General features: G+C 64.4%; 18 protein-coding genes. 6 read left to right on the forward strand and 12 right to left on the reverse strand.

Features of this window, described 5'->3' with window-relative positions:
• The first annotated feature begins 10 nt into the window (after window positions 1-10).
• Complete coding sequence (locus G6N55_RS01435) at window positions 11-2,605, forward strand: sugar epimerase family protein (RefSeq protein WP_085220357.1); 2,595 nt, start codon at window positions 11-13, stop codon at window positions 2,603-2,605.
• On the opposite strand, the gene G6N55_RS01440 is transcribed toward G6N55_RS01435, so the two are convergent.
• The 10 genes from G6N55_RS01440 to G6N55_RS01480 form a co-directional block, all read right to left on the reverse strand.
• Window positions 2,593-3,786, reverse strand: a complete 1,194-nt coding sequence (locus tag G6N55_RS01440) for a cytochrome P450 (RefSeq protein ID WP_232078893.1) — start codon at window positions 3,784-3,786, stop codon at window positions 2,593-2,595. The genes G6N55_RS01435 and G6N55_RS01440 overlap by 13 nt on opposite strands.
• Window positions 3,783-4,199, reverse strand: coding sequence for a hypothetical protein (locus tag G6N55_RS01445; protein ID WP_085220355.1), 417 nt, complete (start codon window positions 4,197-4,199; stop codon window positions 3,783-3,785). The genes G6N55_RS01440 and G6N55_RS01445 overlap by 4 nt, the downstream gene beginning before the upstream one ends.
• Complete coding sequence (locus G6N55_RS01450; protein ID WP_085220354.1) at window positions 4,196-5,431, reverse strand: cytochrome P450; 1,236 nt, start codon at window positions 5,429-5,431, stop codon at window positions 4,196-4,198. Before G6N55_RS01450 ends, G6N55_RS01445 begins: the two co-directional genes overlap by 4 nt.
• The gene (locus G6N55_RS01455) at window positions 5,428-6,495 is read right to left on the reverse strand and encodes an NAD(P)H-dependent amine dehydrogenase family protein (RefSeq protein ID WP_085220353.1); all 1,068 of its coding nucleotides are present in this window, start codon (window positions 6,493-6,495) and stop codon (window positions 5,428-5,430) included. Before G6N55_RS01455 ends, G6N55_RS01450 begins: the two co-directional genes overlap by 4 nt.
• On the reverse strand, window positions 6,492-6,923 hold the full coding sequence (locus tag G6N55_RS01460) for a hypothetical protein (RefSeq protein ID WP_085220352.1): 432 nt from the start codon (window positions 6,921-6,923) through the stop codon (window positions 6,492-6,494). Before G6N55_RS01460 ends, G6N55_RS01455 begins: the two co-directional genes overlap by 4 nt.
• Before the next feature lie 32 nt (window positions 6,924-6,955).
• Entirely contained in the window at window positions 6,956-7,675 is a 720-nt protein-coding gene (locus G6N55_RS01465; RefSeq protein WP_085220351.1) for a hypothetical protein, read from the reverse strand.
• Complete coding sequence (locus tag G6N55_RS30070; RefSeq protein ID WP_255377969.1) at window positions 7,672-7,800, reverse strand: hypothetical protein; 129 nt, start codon at window positions 7,798-7,800, stop codon at window positions 7,672-7,674. Before G6N55_RS30070 ends, G6N55_RS01465 begins: the two co-directional genes overlap by 4 nt.
• 17 nt (window positions 7,801-7,817) lie before the next feature.
• A complete protein-coding gene (locus G6N55_RS01470; protein WP_085220350.1) occupies window positions 7,818-8,606 on the reverse strand; it encodes a CbbQ/NirQ/NorQ/GpvN family protein in 789 nt (262 codons plus the stop codon).
• A 22-nt stretch (window positions 8,607-8,628) separates the two neighbouring features.
• Entirely contained in the window at window positions 8,629-10,158 is a 1,530-nt protein-coding gene (locus tag G6N55_RS01475) for a nitric oxide reductase activation protein NorD (RefSeq protein ID WP_085220349.1), read from the reverse strand.
• A 242-nt stretch (window positions 10,159-10,400) separates the two neighbouring features.
• The gene (locus G6N55_RS01480; RefSeq protein WP_139826677.1) at window positions 10,401-11,147 is read right to left on the reverse strand and encodes a hypothetical protein; all 747 of its coding nucleotides are present in this window, start codon (window positions 11,145-11,147) and stop codon (window positions 10,401-10,403) included.
• Window positions 11,148-11,447: 300 nt separating this feature from the next.
• Between G6N55_RS01480 and G6N55_RS01485 the strand changes: the two genes are divergently transcribed.
• Window positions 11,448-12,551: an NAD(P)H-dependent amine dehydrogenase family protein gene (locus G6N55_RS01485; RefSeq protein ID WP_085220583.1), complete on the forward strand. Its 1,104-nt coding sequence runs from the start codon at window positions 11,448-11,450 to the stop codon at window positions 12,549-12,551.
• 10 nt (window positions 12,552-12,561) lie between these two features.
• Here G6N55_RS01485 and G6N55_RS01490 read toward each other — a convergent pair whose 3' ends face one another.
• On the reverse strand, window positions 12,562-13,161 hold the full coding sequence (locus tag G6N55_RS01490; protein ID WP_085220348.1) for a TetR/AcrR family transcriptional regulator: 600 nt from the start codon (window positions 13,159-13,161) through the stop codon (window positions 12,562-12,564).
• A gap of 212 nt (window positions 13,162-13,373) precedes the next feature.
• Here G6N55_RS01490 and G6N55_RS01495 point away from each other — a divergent pair, with 212 nt between their 5' ends.
• Genes G6N55_RS01495 through G6N55_RS01505 form a run of 3 tightly spaced genes read left to right on the forward strand, consistent with a single transcriptional unit; the run spans window position 13,374 to window position 16,101 of the window.
• Window positions 13,374-14,162, forward strand: coding sequence for an SDR family NAD(P)-dependent oxidoreductase (locus tag G6N55_RS01495; RefSeq protein WP_085220347.1), 789 nt, complete (start codon window positions 13,374-13,376; stop codon window positions 14,160-14,162).
• Window positions 14,163-14,217: 55 nt separating this feature from the next.
• Window positions 14,218-15,300: an NAD(P)H-dependent amine dehydrogenase family protein gene (locus G6N55_RS01500; protein WP_085220346.1), complete on the forward strand. Its 1,083-nt coding sequence runs from the start codon at window positions 14,218-14,220 to the stop codon at window positions 15,298-15,300.
• Window positions 15,301-16,101 carry a mycofactocin-coupled SDR family oxidoreductase gene (locus G6N55_RS01505; RefSeq protein ID WP_085220345.1) on the forward strand — a complete coding sequence of 267 codons (801 nt, stop codon included), beginning with the start codon at window positions 15,301-15,303 and terminating at the stop codon, window positions 16,099-16,101. It begins immediately after the preceding gene.
• Between the two features lie 6 nt (window positions 16,102-16,107).
• On the opposite strand, the gene G6N55_RS01510 is transcribed toward G6N55_RS01505, so the two are convergent.
• Entirely contained in the window at window positions 16,108-16,734 is a 627-nt protein-coding gene (locus G6N55_RS01510; RefSeq protein ID WP_085220344.1) for a TetR/AcrR family transcriptional regulator, read from the reverse strand.
• A 92-nt stretch (window positions 16,735-16,826) separates the two neighbouring features.
• On the opposite strand from G6N55_RS01510, the gene G6N55_RS01515 reads away from it, so the two are divergent.
• The gene (locus G6N55_RS01515; RefSeq protein WP_085220343.1) at window positions 16,827-18,041 is read left to right on the forward strand and encodes a cytochrome P450; all 1,215 of its coding nucleotides are present in this window, start codon (window positions 16,827-16,829) and stop codon (window positions 18,039-18,041) included.
• Window positions 18,042-18,090: the final 49 nt, after the last annotated feature.

An 18,090-nucleotide genomic window follows, 5' to 3' on the forward strand; every position in this document is an offset into this window, starting at 1 on the left:
TCGGAATTCAGTGAGAATCGCGGTCACCGGCGCCAGCGGTGTGCTCGGCCGCGGTCTCACCGCCCGATTGCTCAGCCAGGGTCACGACGTCGTCGGGATTGCCCGGCACCGGCCGGAAAGCTGGCCGAGTGCCGCAGATTTCATCGAGGCCGATATCCGGGACGCGGGCGCGGTCACCCGCGGCGTTGCCGGCGCGGACGTCATCGCGCATCTCGCGTGGGCACGCTGTCCCGGACCTCACGAACGTATCGGCCACGAGGTGAATGTCGGTGGCACGCTCAACGTTCTGCAGGCGATGGCCGAGACCGGTTCCCGGCGAATCGTTTTCGCGTCATCCGCACACGTCTATGGCCGCGCCGACACGCGAAGAACCGAACTTGAACCGATGGTTCCGGTGCTGACCGACGGCGTACACCAGGCCCGCGTCGAGGACCTGCTCGACGCAACGGACGCCGAATGGGTCGCGGTCCGCTCTGCGCTCATCGTCGGACGCAATGTCGACAATTGGGTGCGCCGACTGTTCGCGCTGCCGGTGTTTCCCGACGGGTCCGCCGACCGCCGCATGCAGGTCGTGCACCTCGACGATGCGCTGCGGTTGTTCGGCCAAGCCATTCTGGATACCGAAATCGCCAGCGGCCCGGTCAATCTGGCTGCCGCCGGCGAGCAGACGTTTCGTCAGATCGCGGCCGGGCTGGGGCGCCGGCTGGTGCGGTTCAGCGGCCCGTTGACGTCTTCGCGGCGACGCGGCGAACTGGAGCTGGTCCGAACTGCCCCGCTGATGGATACCTCGCGGTTGCGTGAGCAGTGGGGATTCCAGCCGGCCTGGGATTGCGCCGAATCCATTGAGGACTTCGCGCAGGCGGTACGCGGCCGCGTTACGGTGGGCAACCGGATCGTGGCGTTGCCGTGGCGGCTTGCCAACATTCCCGACCTGCCCGCCGTCGATGCGGCGGCAGACGACGGTGTGACACCCAGATTGGCTGGCCCGCAGGGAGATAACGGGGAGTTCGACACCCCGATCGACCCGCGTTTTCCCACTTTCCTGGCCACCAACCTGTCCGAAGCGTTACCGGGACCGTTTTCGCCCGCCTCGGCATCGGCCACCGTACGCGGATTGCGTGCCGGCGGCGTGACGATCGCCGGGCGACTGCGGCCGGGTGGAATGGTGCAGCGCGAAATCGCCATGCGCACCGTGGCGGTGTTCGCGCATCGGCTGTACGGGGCGATCACCTCGGCGCACTTCATGGCCGAGACCGTGCCGTTCGCCAAGCCGTCGATGATCGTCAGCAACAGCGGCTTCTTCGGCCCCAGCATGGCCTCGCTGCCGATCTTCGGCGAACAGCGTCCTGCCGAAATCAGCTGGGCCCGAAAGCAACTGCGCAACGGCCGCAACATCGGCGTGTTCGGTGTCAATCTGGTGGGCTTGAGCTCGGGCGCCACGCGCGACACCGAAGACTTCATCGCCGATGTCGACCGGCTGGAACGGCTGACCGACGAAGTCACCCAGCTCGACGACCGCCGGCTGGCCAGCCTGATCGCGCTGGCACGCGACCACGTCGTGCATGGGTGGGTGCTCGCCTCCGCGTCGTTCATGCTCTGCGCCGCGTTCAATGTGCTGCTGCGCGGCTTGTGCGGGCGAGACACCTTCGGGCCGGCGGGACCGGAACTGGTCAGTGCTCGTTCGGTCGAGGCCATGCAGCGACTGGTGATTGCGGCACAGCGGGATCCGAACGTGGCTCGGATACTGAACGAACCGGGGGAGCGGTTGGACAAGTTGGCCGTCGATGCGCCGGAGTTTCATGCCGCGGTGCTGGCCGAGCTGGCGTTGATCGGGCACCGTGGCCCGGCGGAGCTGGAGATGCTGTCGACCAGCTACGCGGACGACCCCGAGCTGCTGGTCCGGATGGTGGCCAAAGCGATGAGCGCGCCCGGCTCGTCACAGCCGCTGTATCCGCGGGTTCCATTGCGGGCCAAACCGGTAGCACTACTGGCCGCACGCCAACTCCGTGATCGCGAAGCCCGTCGCGACAAGGTGGTGCGGGCCAACTGGGTGCTGCGCGATCTGCTGCGGGAGTACGGGCGCAGGATGGTCGGCGCCGGGATCTTTCACTCCATCGATGACGTGTTCTACCTGTTGGTCGACGAGCTCGACGCTTTGCCCACCGACGTCGCGGGTTTGGTGGCACGGCGACGGGCCGAGCATCGCAGACTGGTCACCGTCGCTCCTCCGACCGTGTTCAGCGGCAGCTGGCAGCCCATCACGGCGTCCTCGCCGGCCCTGACCAGCGGCGGGACCTTACGCGGTGTCGGCGTGTCCGGGGGACGGGTGCGTGGCCGGGTTCGGATCGTGCGGCCCGAAACCATCGATGACCTGCTGCCCGGCGAAATCCTGGTCGCGGCCGTCACCGACGTCGGCTACACCGCGGCATTCTGTTATGCCGCGGCCGTCGTGACCGAGCTCGGCGGACCGATGTCGCATGCAGCGGTGGTGGCCCGCGAATTCGGTTTCCCTTGTGTGGTGGACGTCGAGGGAGCCACCAAGGCGTTGCCGTCGGGCGCTCTGATCGAGGTCGACGGAACCACCGGCGAAATTCAGGTGCTCTGAGCCAGGTTCTTCAACGGCAGCCGCGGTAACGTGCTGGTCGGGGACGGCCAGATGATCTCGGGCCGGTACCCCGGTGCGAGCTCGAAATCGGGTATGCGCTTGAGCCATTCGGTCACGACGACGTTCATCTCCATTCGCGCCAGGTGAGAGCCGACGCAGCGGTGCGGACCGCCACCGAAGCCCCAGTGCTTGTGCACCCGGCCATCGAGCACCAGGTCATCACCGGATGTCGCGTCGCTGCCGTCCCGGTTGATCGCGCCCAGGCACAGCCGCACCCGAGAACCCGCCGGCAAGGTGATGCCGGCGATGGTGACGTCCTCGGTCGTCACCCGGGGGACGACCGGGGCCGACGATTCCAAGCGGACGATCTCCTCGACGAAAACAGCGATGGTCTCCGGATTTTCGCAAAGCCGGGTGCGCAGGTCGGGACGGCGTGCCAATTCGAGCATGGCCGCACCGATGGCCGACGTGACGGTGTCCAGACCCGCCAGCACAAAGAAGAAGGCCATTCCGAGCCCCTCGTCGTCGGTCAGCGCGTCCTCGCCCACCAGCACCGCAGACAGCACGTCGTCGCCCGGATGCTGCCGATGCTCGGCGACCGCCTCGGTGAGGTAGGCGAACAGCTCCAAGGCTGGTGTCAGGTCAGGGGATTTGCCGGCGGCATTCGGAATGCTCAGTTCGATGATGGCGTCCTTCCACCGAATCAGTCGTTCGCGATCCCGCAGCGGCAGGCCGAACAACGTCAGAAATACCTGCGACGGATAGGGAGTCGCCAGCTCGGACATCACCTCGCACTCGCCGTGTTGCGCGATCGAGTCGATGATGTCGATGGCTTGGGCCTGAATCGACGGCAGGATCGCGGCGAGCGCGTGCGGGCTGAAGAACGGCTGCAGAATCCGCCGAAACCGGGTGTGCTCGGGGGGATCGAAGGCCGCCGGCACCAGCGGCAGCGGACTGCCGACCACCTCGAATGCTTTCTTGGACGAAAACACGCTCGGATTACGCAGTGCCGCAAGCACATCAGCGCGGCGGGTCAGGGCGTACCAGCCGTCACTGAGCACCACGGGGCCGGCATCCCGCAATGCGGCCCAGCCGGCACCCCGGTCGAACGACATCGGCAGATCGGTCAAGTCGAGTACCGGGATACCCTCGGTCATGCCTCGTTCCCTTTCGATGCTCATGGCAGGTTGGTAGACAGGAAAGTCAGTGGTAATCCGAACACCGACAAGTCGACTTCCTCGAGATAGTTACCGTCGCCGGAGAAGCCTTGCCGGAAACGGGTTGTCGAGCCGTAACGCTGGGCGATATTCTCCGCGTCCGACGCTCCGGGAACCTGGACCACGACCGTGTAGACACCGTCACCATGGCTCGCCAGGAATTCGCGCACCGAAGTCGCCACCGTCGCGGTGGATTCCGCGTTCGGACTGATCAGTTCGACGCCCCGATTCCAGTCCAGGAGCACGCGAAGCCCGAGTTCGTCCAGACTGATTTCTTCGAAGCTGAAACCCAGTTCCCTGAACAGTTCTCCCACGGCGTCGTGCCGTTCGCGGGCGACGGCGAAGACGACGTGGTGCAACCGCGACGAGTCGCTCATCGTCGCGAGCCGAACTCTATCGGCAGACTTGTCGGTCCACTCATGCCCAGCATCGGCTTCCACGGGGCAGGTCCGGCGCGGCGGGCGTCGGGAATGCGCCGCGCCAAAATCTTCAGCCCTTCGGCCAGCTCCAGTCTGGCCAGGTTCGCGCCGAGGCAGTAGTGCACCCCGCCGCCGAACGTCAACACCGCCGGCGCGTCCTTGCGGGTGATGTCGAACCGGTCGGGGTCCGGATAGATGTCCGGATCACGGTTTGCGGCAAAGGAATTCACAAAGATATAGGTGCCGCCGGGGAAGCTGTAGCCGCCCAACTCGACATCCTCGTTCACGGTGCGGACGGTGTTGCAGACGGCGGGGGAGTGCCGCATGCTTTCCTCGACCGCCGAGGTGGCCAGTTCCGGCTGATCACGCAACAAGGCCCATTGCTCCGGGTGGTCGACCAGCACCTGCATGGACGCGGCCAACTGATTGCGGGTGGTATCCGTTCCGGCGAGCAGTAAACCGGCCACCGTCAACCGCAGTTCGTCGGCGTTGAGCCGGTCGCCGTCGTCCTCGGCTCGAATGAGATTGGAGAGCAGGTCGTCGGTCAAATTCTGTCGGCGGTCGGCGACCATCTCATCGACATACGCATCCAGTTCGGCCCAGCCCCGAAGGACGGCCGGCATTTCGTCGACAAGATTGACCGAGAAGTTGACCATCTTGAAGATCTCTTCGGCCCATCGGTCAAAGTGCGTCCAATCCGCGCGCGGGGCACCAAGAAGAGCGCAGATGATCGGAATGGGGTAGTGCCGGGCGATGTCGGTGACGACGTCGCAGCGGCCCGCGGGGGCAACCTTGTCGATCAGCTCGGTGATCACTTCGCCGATGGTTTCGTCCAGACGTGCAATGGCCCGCGGCGTGAATGCCCGCGATACCAGGCTTCGCAGCCGATGGTGTTCGGCGCCTTCGGCGCAGATGATGCTTCCGACGACCCGGTCCCAGAGTGGTCCCGATGTCACGCCTTGTGCGCTGAGATGAAGCCCCGGGGGGATGATGAATCGGGTGTCGCGCAGAATGTTTCGGGCGAGATCGTAGGAGAGCACTTCGGGACCGAACGGTCCGATGGCGATCGGCGCCCGCCGCTGTGCCGCCCGAATCCGATCGCGGACCGCGTGCGGCGATTCGGTGACGTCGTACTCAAGCGCGGGAAGTCCTGCCTCGAAGATGCTGGGCGCACCGGTGGTGGCGGTCATGTGCACGTCCTTTCAGTTGCGCGCAGGACGCCGCGCGGAAGCAGCAGGGGCAGGTCGTTGTACGTGGCGATCCCGGGCGGCGCCGCGACCACAGCCGGGATCGCGGTGATCGCCGGCATGGCCGTGATGGTCAAGCCGAGCATGATGTAGTCGTCGATCGATTCGCCGGCAAAGTCCGCCGGGGGCTCGAAACTCAACGTGCTCTTGATGGTTGGCCGGCCCTCGACCGTGACGGTGTAACCGAAGTTCGTCGACCAGGCCGGGTCCAGGGTTTGGCCCTTGGTCCACACGCCGCGAACCTCTACCACCTCGCGCGTACCGAGAAATCCCTTCCAGCGAACATCGATGCCCGCGACGCAACCCTGTTTGATGATCCAGTCACCGGGCAACAGCAGATCCTGCGTGGTGTGCGCGTATTCGGCAACACAGCGGACGTCGTCGAGTTCGACCCCGAGGGCGTCGGCAATCAGGTGCACCGCCTCGCGGAAGATGCCGGATCCCTTCTCGGTGATCGCAGGCAGATCGGGCTGGTCGATCGGATAGCCGAAACCCATCGGGATCTCGGTCGTGGGAGAGTTGTAGATAGTGGTGTCAAAGGATTCGACGATGCAGATGCGGTCCACCCGGTCGGAGATACCGGCCGTCACGATCGCGAAGAGCTGGATGAAACCCGGGTTGATGCCGCTACCGAAGATGGTCGAGCCACCGCGCGCACATGCTTGAACGATTCGTTCCCGGTCACGGCCCAATTGATGCCCGGTGATGAACTCCGATGTGGTCACGACGTTGATCCCCGCTTCGAGAATGCGGGTCACTTCGCCGACATCGGCGAACATCGGGTTGTAGACCGCACAATCGGGTTTCAGGTTCAGCAGCGTGTCGACGTCGTGGGTTGCGCGTACGCCCATGGGTTTGATGCCACACAGCTCACCGACATCGCGCCCGACCTTGTCGGGAGACCACGCGTAGCAGCCGACAAGTTCCAGCTGTGAATTTTCGGCGATCGCGTGCACCGACTTCGTGCCGACATTGCCGGTCGTCCACTGGATGACGCGATACGTCATGGATGCGGCGCCGAATGCTGTTGTGCGGCTTGGCGGGCCAGCCGATCGTTATGGATGCGGACCAGTTCTCGAAAGCCCAGCCGGTGGTATTTCGGTATCGGCTGGATACCCCACACGTCCTGCGCGGTGGCCTTACCCTCGGCGCCCTCGGGCGGGCCGAACGGCGGGTAGGGGTACTTGCACTCCAGGGTGTCGTTGGAGTAGCGGATCTTCAGCAGCTCACTGCAGATCTCGGTCAGGCTCAGCGTCGGGTAGCCGTAGTACACCGCCATGAACGGCAGCGTGAAGGCGCCTTCGATCACGAGTGCCACCAGGCAGACCAAGACGGCCCGTTTGATCCATTTGTGCATGCGCGCGTAGTACGGCGTGGTGCCCGGCTCGAGGTCGGGGGCCGGTTCTTTTTCTTCGGTAGGTGACGTGGTGGTCATGGCTTACCTTTCTGGGCTCCGTTGAGCCAGGTTCAGTCGGAGAAGATTTCGCGGTTGACGGTGTGCAGGTACGGAATCGCGAGGAACGGAGTGATGTAGAAGATGTCGTAGAGCCACCATCCGATGACCGGAAATACGACGCCGGCGTAGCGCACGTCGGCGAACATGGTCATGTTGAACACGTAGGCGGACCAGATCACCACGCCCATCCAGCAGGTGACGACCATCCACTGATGGCCCCACCGCTTCATCTGCAGGAACCCGATCGCCGCGGCCACCCGCATGGAGAACACCGTGAAAATCAGCCCTGCGACATAAGCCTTTTCGCCCGGTCCCGCCGCGCCGCCCACCCAGAGTTCGTTGTAGTGCCAGAAGTAGCCCGCGTCGAACATGTTGCCCCAGCCGACCATCAACACCCGGTTGATCAGCGTGTGGTTGGCGACCAGGTCCAGGGCCCACCCCAGACTGTTGAGCATGCCGTCGATCAGGGTCAGGTAACCGATCAGCGTCACGATCATCGGCCGCACCGACAGGCCGGCGCGCAGTGCCTGGCGCTGCAGCCACACGCCGCGCATGAAGATGGGAAAGCCGATCAGGCCCGGTGCCCACATGCCCATCAAGGCGGCGCCGACGATCATCCACTTGTCGGCACGACGCTGGGCTTGCCGGGATTCGTCGTGGTGATCCTCGAGGCTGACCGGGCCGTCCGTGGATCGGGTGCTCGAAGGCCGTTTGAGCAGGGGGAGATTCACAGGTCCCACCACCCACGAGCAAAGGACATGTACAGCTGGATCCCGAACATCGCCAGGAGGTAGCCGTAGATGACTATTTGGAAGACGATCAGCGCCCTCTTGCGCTTCTGCTCCTGTTGGTTCATGGCCAGTACTTCCTTTCTCAGGTGTTCGAGGTGGCCAGCCGGGCTGCCGCAACCTCGCGCAGCCCGTCGTTGATGGCGCCGTCGCTGCTCAGCGGGGCCAGGATGCAGGCGTCGGCGGCGTCCAATTCGCTTGCGCCCGCGGCGATCAACTGTGCCGCGGTGACCAATACCCGGGTGGACGGCGGCTCGAAGTGAAACGCCTCGTCCGCGGTGCGGATGGCGATCGCGCATTGCACCAGCCGCACGGCCGTCGTCATTTCTACCCCGGTCTCGGCGACGATCACCTCGGCCTCGCGGTCGGCGGGCAGGTAATTCATCCCCAGCGTGACGAACCGCTGACGGAAGGATGGTTTGAGTTCCTTGAGGGAGCTGCGGTACGCCGGGTTGTATGAGCACACCAGCATGAATGTCTCTGGGGCCCTGACTACTTCGTCGGCCCGGTCCAGATACAGGGCGCGACGGTGATCGGTGAGCGAATGAAGGATCGCCAGCGAGTCGTGGCGAGCCTCCACGACCTCGTCCAGGTAACAGATCGCACCGGCCTTCACCGCCCGGGTCAGCGGGCCATCGGTCCACACGACGTCACCACCGGTCACCATGAACCGGCCGACGAGGTCCGAGCTGGTGAGGTCGTCGTGGCAGCTGATCGTGACCACGGGGCGGCGCAACAGCACGCCCATGTGCTCGACGAACCTGGTCTTGCCGCACCCCGTCGGACCGGTGAGCATGACCGGCAAGCGCCGCTGGTATGCCTGTTCGAAGAGCTGAACTTCGTTGCCGTTCGCGAAATACGTGTCGGTGCTCATCGTTCCCCCTGTAGGCGGTGGATCATGCGGCGACCAGCTCACGGTGCACGTGGGCCAGCACCCGCGGGAGTTCCTCGATTCGCCGGATGCGCTGGGATCGACGAGGTCCGAACACCTTCGGGAGAGGATCGACCCGAGTGGGTCCGACACCGACGTAGTACAGCGACACGCCAGCGTCGTTGGCCTCCTCGACGGCGTGCGCGGCGTCCGCCCACGCGTAGCGGCCCTCGTAGCCTTCGTCGGATATCAGGCCGTCACCGATGACGATCAGCAGTCGTCGCTCGGACGGCTCCGCGAGCAGCCGGCTCGTCAGATGGCGAAGCGGCGCACCGAGTCGGGTGTACCCACCCGTCTGCAGCCCGAGAGCGCCCGGCCGTACGAAGCGCCGATCCTCGAAGTCCTTCAGGCAGCGGACTTCGACTCGGTGCCGGGTGTTGCCGGTGAACACGAAGATGCCGTGGCGTTCGCGGGCGCGGTTCATCGCGCGCGAAAGTGCGTCCGCACAATCTAATTCCAACCGGAAGATGCGGCCGCCGTGCACTCCCAACGATGAACTCCCGTCCAGGAGCAAAGCGGTGGTGACATCGCGGCTGCCGGGCAGCAGGTCACGGAAAATCCGTGGTTGGCGCGCCTCGCCCGTCACGGTGTCGATGTAGTGCCTGACGTATTGCTCGACGTCCAGATCGGAGCCGTCTTCAAGACGATTCTTCATGGTGCGATGAGTGTGTTCTTCGAACCATTTCCGAAGGTCGGCGGAGATGGAGGCGGGTTGGCGAGTGAGGCCGGTGTGTGCCCGCTCCAGAACCGCGACGTGATCTCGCATGAAACTCTTTGTCCACGAGTTCCATTCGGGATACGGAATTCCGGGCCGGTGGTCCGGCGTGATGTCGAGGTCGTTGTCCTGTGGGCGGCTCGGCGGTGGCAGGTTCGGATTGCGGACGCCGCCGTCGCCACCGACGGCAACCGAGTACGGCCGCGGCACGCGCTGCTGTGTTGTGGTCCAGGGCATCCGGCCGAAGCTGCGTCGCAACTTGTCGGTGAAACCCTGCGGCATGGTGTGGGCCAGCGGCAAGGCGCCCAGCAGCGCGGGAACGGTCAACGGCCGCCCCGTGGCCGCCAGCTCGAGGGCGCGGTTGAGCATCTCCTGGGCGGTCATGTCAGCGTCCTCGGCATCCATCTCCGGTACTACGCGCCGCATCTCGGGCAACAGTCCCGGCCAACGGGACGCCATCCAGCCCAGGGCGACTTGGGCTTCGACAAGTGTGAGCGCGCGCAGTTCACGAGCGGACAGCTCGTTCAAGCGATATTCGGTAATGCGCTCTTTCGACGGCGAACATTGCAGGGCCACACCGCATGTCAGCGTTCTGCGGGTCCAATCGGGCGGTGCGGGGTAGGGGATGTGAACGAAGCGCAGCGCCGTATTGAGCCCAAATCCGCGTCGCGCGCCGGTAACGAGCCGGGCGCCTTCGCGGCGTTGCTCGCTGAGCGCGACCGCCGTCACGGCGCAACTTCGTTCCAGCGCCATGGCGTGGGCATCGGGGCCGTCAGTCATCGGCACAACCGGACGCGCTCAGAACGTGCCGATGTTGGAGAACATCCAGTACCAGAACCAGATGATCAGGCCGGTGCCGCCCCACGCGGCGACGTAGCGAAGAATCTCCCAGACGTAATCCATGATTTGACCTCCTCGGTGCAGCGATGCGACTCGACTGATGCGTGAATGTGACTGGCGGCGAAGGCATCCGGGTCGCAGGCCCCCGGACGGCGCACGGTGATGACGGTCATCAGAGGCTTTCAGTCGGTGAAGAGCTCGCGGTTCACGGTGTGCAGGTAGGGGATGGCGAGAAATGGGGTGATGTAGAAGATGTCGTAGAGCCACCAGCCGACCACCGGCAACACAACGCCGGCAAAGCGCACGTCGGCGAACATGGTCATGTTGAACACGTAGGTAGTCCAGATCACCACGCCCATCCAGCAGGTGACGACCATCCACTGATGACCCCAGCGCTTCATCTGCAGGAAGCCGATGGCGGCGGCGATGCGCATCGTGAAGACGGTCAGGATGAGGCCGACCTCCATGGCTTTTTCGCCGGGGCCGGCCGCGCCGCCGACCCAGAGTTCGTTGTAGTGCCAGAAGTAGCCGGCATCGAACATGTTGCCCCAGCCGTTGAGCAGCACGCGGGCCAGAATCGTGTGGTTGGCCACCAGGTCGAGTGCCCATCCCACGGTATTGATGGCGGCGTCGATGATGACGAGGTAGCCGAGCAAGGTAACCAGCATCGGTCGCACCGAGAGCCCATCGCGCTGCGCGCGGCGCAGCAACTGCACACCCCGCAGGAACAGTGGCAGGCCGAAGACACCCAAGGCCGCGGTGCCGATCAGCAGGCTGCCGGAGATCAGCCATCTATCGGCTCGGCGCTGCGCGAGCCCGGATCGCTCCAGGTGCTCGTCGATACTCAGCCCCGGTAGGGCAGAGTCGCTTTCGCCGGCGGCCGTGGCAATGCCGCCCACATCGCGCTGGCGCAGCTTCGGCAGGTTCACGAACCCTCCGCGTCATCGAGGCTGATCGAGTACGTTTCGTGGACTATAGCACTGACTTAAGTCAGCAATATAGCTACTTCGGCTCACCGGTTTGCGTCGGGCGTGGCCCGACTTGGGACTAATTCTGGCTGATTGACCGCAGACTCGCAGCTAGCAGGGACGGACAGCTGACTTCATAGCTGACAGAAGTCAGCTACAAATCGTTGACACGCTGTTGGAAAAATGCCTACGCTCAGCGAGCGCACGGCGGCTGTCGGTGCATGCAAAGGAGTAGCAATGACGCTCACCCAAGAGAAGACAGTGACGCGAAAGCCGCCGGCCGAGCGGAAGTATCGCGTAATTCAATGGGGCGTAGGCAATGTCGGGACAGTGGCGCTGCGACATTTTGCCCACAACCCGGCCTACGAACTGGTCGGAGTGCTCTGCAATCGTCCGGAAAAGGTCGGCAAGGATGCCGGCGAGCTCTGCGGCAAGCCGCCGACCGGAGTGCTGGCGACCGACGACAAGGCGACCATCGAAGCTATTGATGCCGACTGCGTGTTCTACGCGCCACTGTGGTCTGACCCCGATGAAGTCTGCCGCCTGCTGCGCGGTGGGAAGAACGTGGTCGCATCGGGCGGCGCATGGTGGTATCGAACCGAACACAGTCAAGCGGACATCGACAAGATCCACGCCGCGTGCCTGGAGGGCGGTACGTCGTTCCATGCGGGCGGCATCAACCCCGGATTCGCGGGGGACCTGCTCGTTCTGACGCTGGCCCGGATTGTCAGCCAAATCGACACCATCCACATCTACGAAGTCGTGAATTTCGGCAGGGACACCCTGAAGTACCTGCACGAGATGGGGATGGGCAGCGATCCCGCCGGGTTCGAGGACGGCCCGAATCTACTGGGTCAAGCGTGGCCGCTGTTCGCCCAGTCGATGGCAATGATCGTGGAAGGCATGGGCAAGACGGTCGACAAGTACACGACCGAGGTGGAGCTCGGGGTCGCCACGCGTGACATCGCGTTCGAGGGATCCGAGACCAGCGACATGCCGGGCTTCAAGGGCGTGATCGAGAAGGGTACCGTCGCCCGCCAGCATCACAAATGGACGGCGTGGGTGGACGCCAAGCCGCTGGTCGTCTTTCACGAGATCTACACGATGGACACGTTCGATGCGATTGAACCACAAGAGGATTGGCCGCAGCATTATCACTACCGCATCGTGATCGAGGGCGATTCGTCCACCGAGCTGATTCTGCAAGGGGCTCAGGACCCGGACGGTGGCTACGCGTTGCCCGGCTACACCTGGACCGCGATGGGCCCCGCGAATGCGATTCCCGCTGTCTGCGACGCGGCGCCGGGGTTCATGTCCCACAACGAACTGGGACTGATGCCGCTGCGCGGCGTGATACGACCATGACGCGCCGGCGTCACGGCCGAAGACTGCGTAAATTCCTGGCGACGTAATCTTCCAGCAGGGTGTGGCCGGTCGGCCAATGGTTCGTGGTGATCAACAGTGCGTAGAGCCCGAGTAGGAAGAACACCGCGCTGTTCATGGGATTGACTTGCGGGTCCGCCTCGCCGCGTTCTTGAGCCAGCGCGATCTCCTGGGCGACCAACACGACCAAGGGGTGGTCCCGGCCGTCTTCGGTAGGCGGACGGGTTTGTGAGAAGTGCAGCGCAAGAAAGTCATTGAAGAGCAGATAGCCCAGTCGATGTTCCAATCCGACCACCAGGCGAACCGCCTCGTCCAGGGCGGATGCGAGGTTGTGCTCGGACTTCAAGAATTGCGCGAACTGTTTGGCAATGCGCGCCTCTTCGCGGTGCTCGAGCTCCAGCAGCACGTGTTCCTTGGTGGGGAAGTGGAAGAAGAAGGTTCCGTGGGCGACTCCGGCGGCGGCGACGATCGCACTGACGTCGGCCTCGGCCATCCCGGCGCGGGCGAACTCCGCGATTGAGGCGCCCATCAAGCGCTCTCGCGTCTGTAAGCGCTTGGCTTCTCGCGCAGACACCCGATCCGTGACAGCCATTTCATTTCCTTACAGTTGACCCGACTCATGTAAGAGTATCGAGGCTAACCACACCATTATGCCGTGTGACCGCTAAAAAGGCTTGCATAACTTGATGATTGTCGGCCCATCCTCATTATGGCAGGCAACCACCCCACATATTCATTGACTTTAGTCAGCAAGATTCATAGATTGAACTGCGCGGACGTCACACACGATCAAAGGAGCTCGGCATGGCGTTGGAGCAGTTCCGGCTGGATGGTCAGGTCGCGATCGTCACGGGAGCGGGGAAGGGCGTCGGGGCGGGCATCGCGCGGGTGTTGGCGGAGGCCGGGGCCACGGTCGTCGGCACCGCGCGTACCGAGGCGGATATCGTTGGCACGATTGAAGGTATCGAGGCCGCGGGTGGCACGGGACTGCCGCTTGTCGCGGACGCGATGAGTCGTCCCGACGGAGAGCGCGTCGTGAATACGGCGATGGAGCGCTTCGGCCGCATCGACATTCTCGTCAACAATGTCGGGGGTTCCACCTACGCGCGGTTTCTGGATATCACCGACGAAGATTTCCGGCACACCTTCGACTGGTGTGTGACCTCTGCCTTCATCATGAGTCAGCTCGTGGCACCGCACATGCTCAGTGCCGGGCACGGTTCCATCATCAACATCTCGTCGGGCTCGGCGCGGTTCGGCATCCGGGCACTGACGGCCTATTGCGTCGCGAAGGGTGGCCTCGAAGCGCTCACCCGCGCGATGGCACAGGAACTCGCGCCGAAGATCCGCGTCAACGCCATCGCGTTAGGTTCATTCGCCACCGACGGCCTGAAGGGCAGCCTGGACATGATGCCGGGGTCGCTGGAAAAGATGCAGGAGGCCACGCCGCTGCATCGCCTCGGCGATGTCGAGGACCTGGGGCGGCTCGCGGTGTATCTGTCCACCCGCGACTGCTACGCGACGAACGCGACGTTCCACGTCGACGGCGGCATCGACTCGAACAATTCGCCGCTGCCGATACCCGACTATTAAGCCGCCCGGGGACTGAAAGCGATACAGTATCGTCCACGGGAAGGATGAGGTAACAGTGCGCAGAGTCATTCAATTCTCCACCGGAAACGTGGGCCGGCATTCGTTGCGGGCGATCATCGGCCGTCCAGATCTGGAACTGGTCGGCGTGCACGCCGCCAGCCCCGACAAGGTCGGAAAGGATGCGGCGCGGCTGTGCGGACTCGACGCACCGACCGGCATCGTCGCCACCGACGATATCGACGCCCTGGTGAACCTGGGCGCGGACTGCGTGGTTTACACGTCTCAGGGTGAGACGCGGCCGCTGGAAGCGATCGAGCAGATGTCGAGGTTCCTCGCCGCGGGGACCAACGTCGTCGGTACGTCGATGGTCTGGCTGGTCACGCCGCACCACGCCGAAGACTGGCTGCGCGAGCCCCTGCAGCGCGCCTGCGCCGCCGGCAACACCTCGCTCTACGTCAACGGCATCGATCCCGGCTTCTCCGGCGATACGCTGGTGCACTCGGCGGTCAGCCTGACTACCCGGGTGGATTCGATCACCGTCCAGGAGATCTTCGACTACGGAAATTACGACGATGCCGAGTTCACCGGCGCCGCAATGGGTTTCGGAACAACTGAAGACGACGATTCGCCGATGATGTTTCTGCCCGGGGTGATCGTGTCGATGTGGGGCGGCCAGGTCCGAAGTCTGGCCGACCATCTCGACATCAAACTCGACGAAGTGCGCCAGCGCGTCGAACCGTGGTACACGCCGGAACGAATCGACTGCACGATGATGACGGTGGAGCCGGGGCAGATGGGCGCGGTGCGCTTCGCCACCGAGGGCGTGCGTGACGGCAAGCCGGTGATCACGCTCGAGCACGTCACCAGGCTCACCAACGCCGCGGCGCCGGACTGGGAGTTCCCGCCCGAGGGGCATACCGGCGTGCATCGTGTCGTCGTGGAGGGCGAACCGCGCGTGGAAATCAACACCCACGTCTCCCATCCGCTTTTCGATTCCACTGATGCCGGCTGCATCTCGACGGCCGGGCGTGCCGTCAATGCGATCGACTGGGTGTGTCGCGCGCCGCAGGGACTTGTCGCGGTGGAGGACATTCCGCTGTCCGCGACGATGCGCGGTGCGATGTGGAGTGAGCACTAGGTGCGCGTTGCCGGTAAACGCATTCTGATTACCGGCGCCGCCCGCGGCATGGGGCGCGGCCATGCGTTGCGGCTTGCGCAGGAGGGTGCGGATCTCATCCTGGTCGACATCTGTCGATCCTTGCCGCAGATCGAGTATCCCTTGGCCACGGAAGACGATCTGGCCGAAACGGCGAGACTGGTAAAGGATTTCGGCCGCCGCTGTGTTAGTCGTGTTGTCGATGTTCGTGACGAGGCGCTACTGCGTGCCGTGGTCGATGAGGGTGCAGCCGAGCTGGGGGGACTGGACGGGGCGGTGGCCAACGCCGGTGTCTTGACGGTGGCGCCGTGGGACGGGACAACGGGCGATCAGTGGCGCACGGTGGTCGACGTCAACCTGATCGGCGTGTGGAACACCTGCGCGGCCGCGATACCGCACCTGCTCAACCAAGGGGGAGGCAGCCTGGTCAACATCAGCTCGGCGGGTGCCATCAAAGGGTTTCCGCTGCAGACGCCCTACACGGCGGCCAAGCACGGCGTCGTCGGCCTGACCCTGGCTCTGGCGAATGAACTTGCGGCACAAAACGTGCGGGTCAATACCGTGCTTCCCACCGGCGTGCCGACCGGGATGGTTCCGCCGTCGTTCGGACCACTGCTGGGTGAGCACCGGTCCGACCTGATTCCCATCTTCGTCAACGCGATGCCCACGCCGGCCGTGGAGCCCGCCGACGTCAGCAGCGCCGTGCTGTTCTTGCTGTCCGACGAATCCCGGTACGTGACGGGGCTGGAGTTCAAGGTCGACGCCGGGGTGACGATCAACTGAACCCGCCTACAGCGGCCACCTGTTCGGCTCGGAGGCCTGCAGAGGAGGCGCGGGAGGCAGCGGCTTTCGCTCGCCGGTAGATATCGCGTCGAGAATGAGCGCGAGATAGCGTCGCCAACCGTCGCTGGTCGCCTCCATCGTGGACAGCACGCTGTAGAGCATGCCGATCAGGCGAAGCAGGTCCTCGGCGACCAGGTCGGCGCGGACGATGCCGGACTGTTGGCCCCGGCGGACAAGTTCGTTGAGGGCGTCAAGCAACGAGTCGGAGATGTCGGCGGTCAGTGATCCGGCCCGCTGCGCCGCGATCAGGAGGTTCTGCTCCCGGGCGCCCAGCGATATGGCCGTCTCGATGAGTTCGGTGAGGCCACGCAGGGCGTCTTCGCTGCGCCGCGCGCTGTCGATCACCGGCGTGAGGTCCTCGGCGATGCATTGATCCAGCGCGGCCCGCACCAGATCGGCCTTCGCCGGAAATCTGCGGTACAGGGTGCGCTCACCGACGCCGGCGTGGCGTGCGACCGCTTCGACCGAGGCGTCGGGCCCCAGCTCGGCATAGACCTCGCGCGCCGCGCGCAGGATGCGCTCGACGTTGCGCGCCGCGTCTGCCCGCAACGGCCGGTCTTCAACCGCGGTCATCGTGACAGCCTAACTGAGAGTTGACTGCCAACAGGTGTAGCTCTAGGCTCTATAACTGGCAGAACGCTGACATTTAATGGGAAACGCAGGTTATGTCAACAACTTCCGAAGTCTGCTCTGACGCCGATCTTCCCGTGCTGCCCGTTCCGCGGGCCGCGCGGTGCCCGCTTGCGCCACCCGCCGAGTTCGCGGACTGGCGGGAGCAGCCCGGGTTACGAAAGGCGATGTTTCAGGGCAACCCGATCTGGGTGATCAGCCGCTATCAGGACATCCGGGCGGCGCTGGTCGATCCGCGCCTGTCCGCGAAGACGATCCCGGATTCCATCATGCCGAAGGACGCCGACAACAAGGTCCCGGTGATGTTCGCGCGCGCCGATGATCCCGAGCATCAGCGATTGCGGCGCATGATGACCACCAACTTCACGTTCCGGCGTTGCGAATCGATGCGACCGCAAATCCAGGACACGGTCGACCATTATCTCGGCCGGATGATCGAGAAGGGCGCGCCGGCCGATCTGGTGCTCGAATTTGCCTTGCCGGTACCGTCATTGGTGATCGCGCTGCTGCTGGGAGTCCCGCCGGAAGACCTCGCGATCTTCCAGCACCACACCACCGTGGGGTTGGACCAGAGGTCCTCCGACGAGCAGAAGGGCCAAGCCTTCGGGGCGATGTACGCCTATATCGTGGAGTTGGTCGAGCGCAAAGCACGCGAACCCGGCGACGACCTGATCAGCCGGCTGCTCACCGAATACGTGGCAAAGGGTGAGCTCGACCACGCCACCACGGCGATGAACGCCGTGATCATGATGCAGGCCGGCCATGAGACCACCGCCAACATGATCTCGCTGGGAACCGTTGCGCTGCTGGAACATCCCGACGTATTCGCGCGACTCGGACAAACCGACGATCCCGCCGTCATCGCGAACATCGTCGAGGAGCTGATGCGCTACCTGACGATCGTGCACAGCCAGGTCGACCGGGTGGCCACCGAAGACCTGACGATCGGCGGTCAGCTGATTCGTGCCGGGGAGTTCGTGATGATGAACCTGCCCGCCGGCAACTGGGACGCCGCCTACGCCGACAACCCCGACAGCTTCGACGTCGACCGAAACACCCGCGGGCACTTGGGCTTCGGGTACGGTGCGCACCAGTGCATCGGCGCGAACCTGGCCCGCGTCGAGATGCAGGTCGCGTTCGCCACCCTGGCGCGCCGGCTGCCCGGCCTCACTCTGGCGGTATCGCCGGACGAGTTGAGCTTCAAGCACGCCAACATCTATGGCATGAAAGAACTCCCGGTGAGCTGGTGACGATGAACTCGTGCTGGCACACGAACTCGACGATCACGAAACACCGTTG

It is taken from the genome of Mycobacterium florentinum, assembly GCF_010730355.1.
GTDB lineage: Bacteria > Actinomycetota > Actinomycetes > Mycobacteriales > Mycobacteriaceae > Mycobacterium > Mycobacterium florentinum.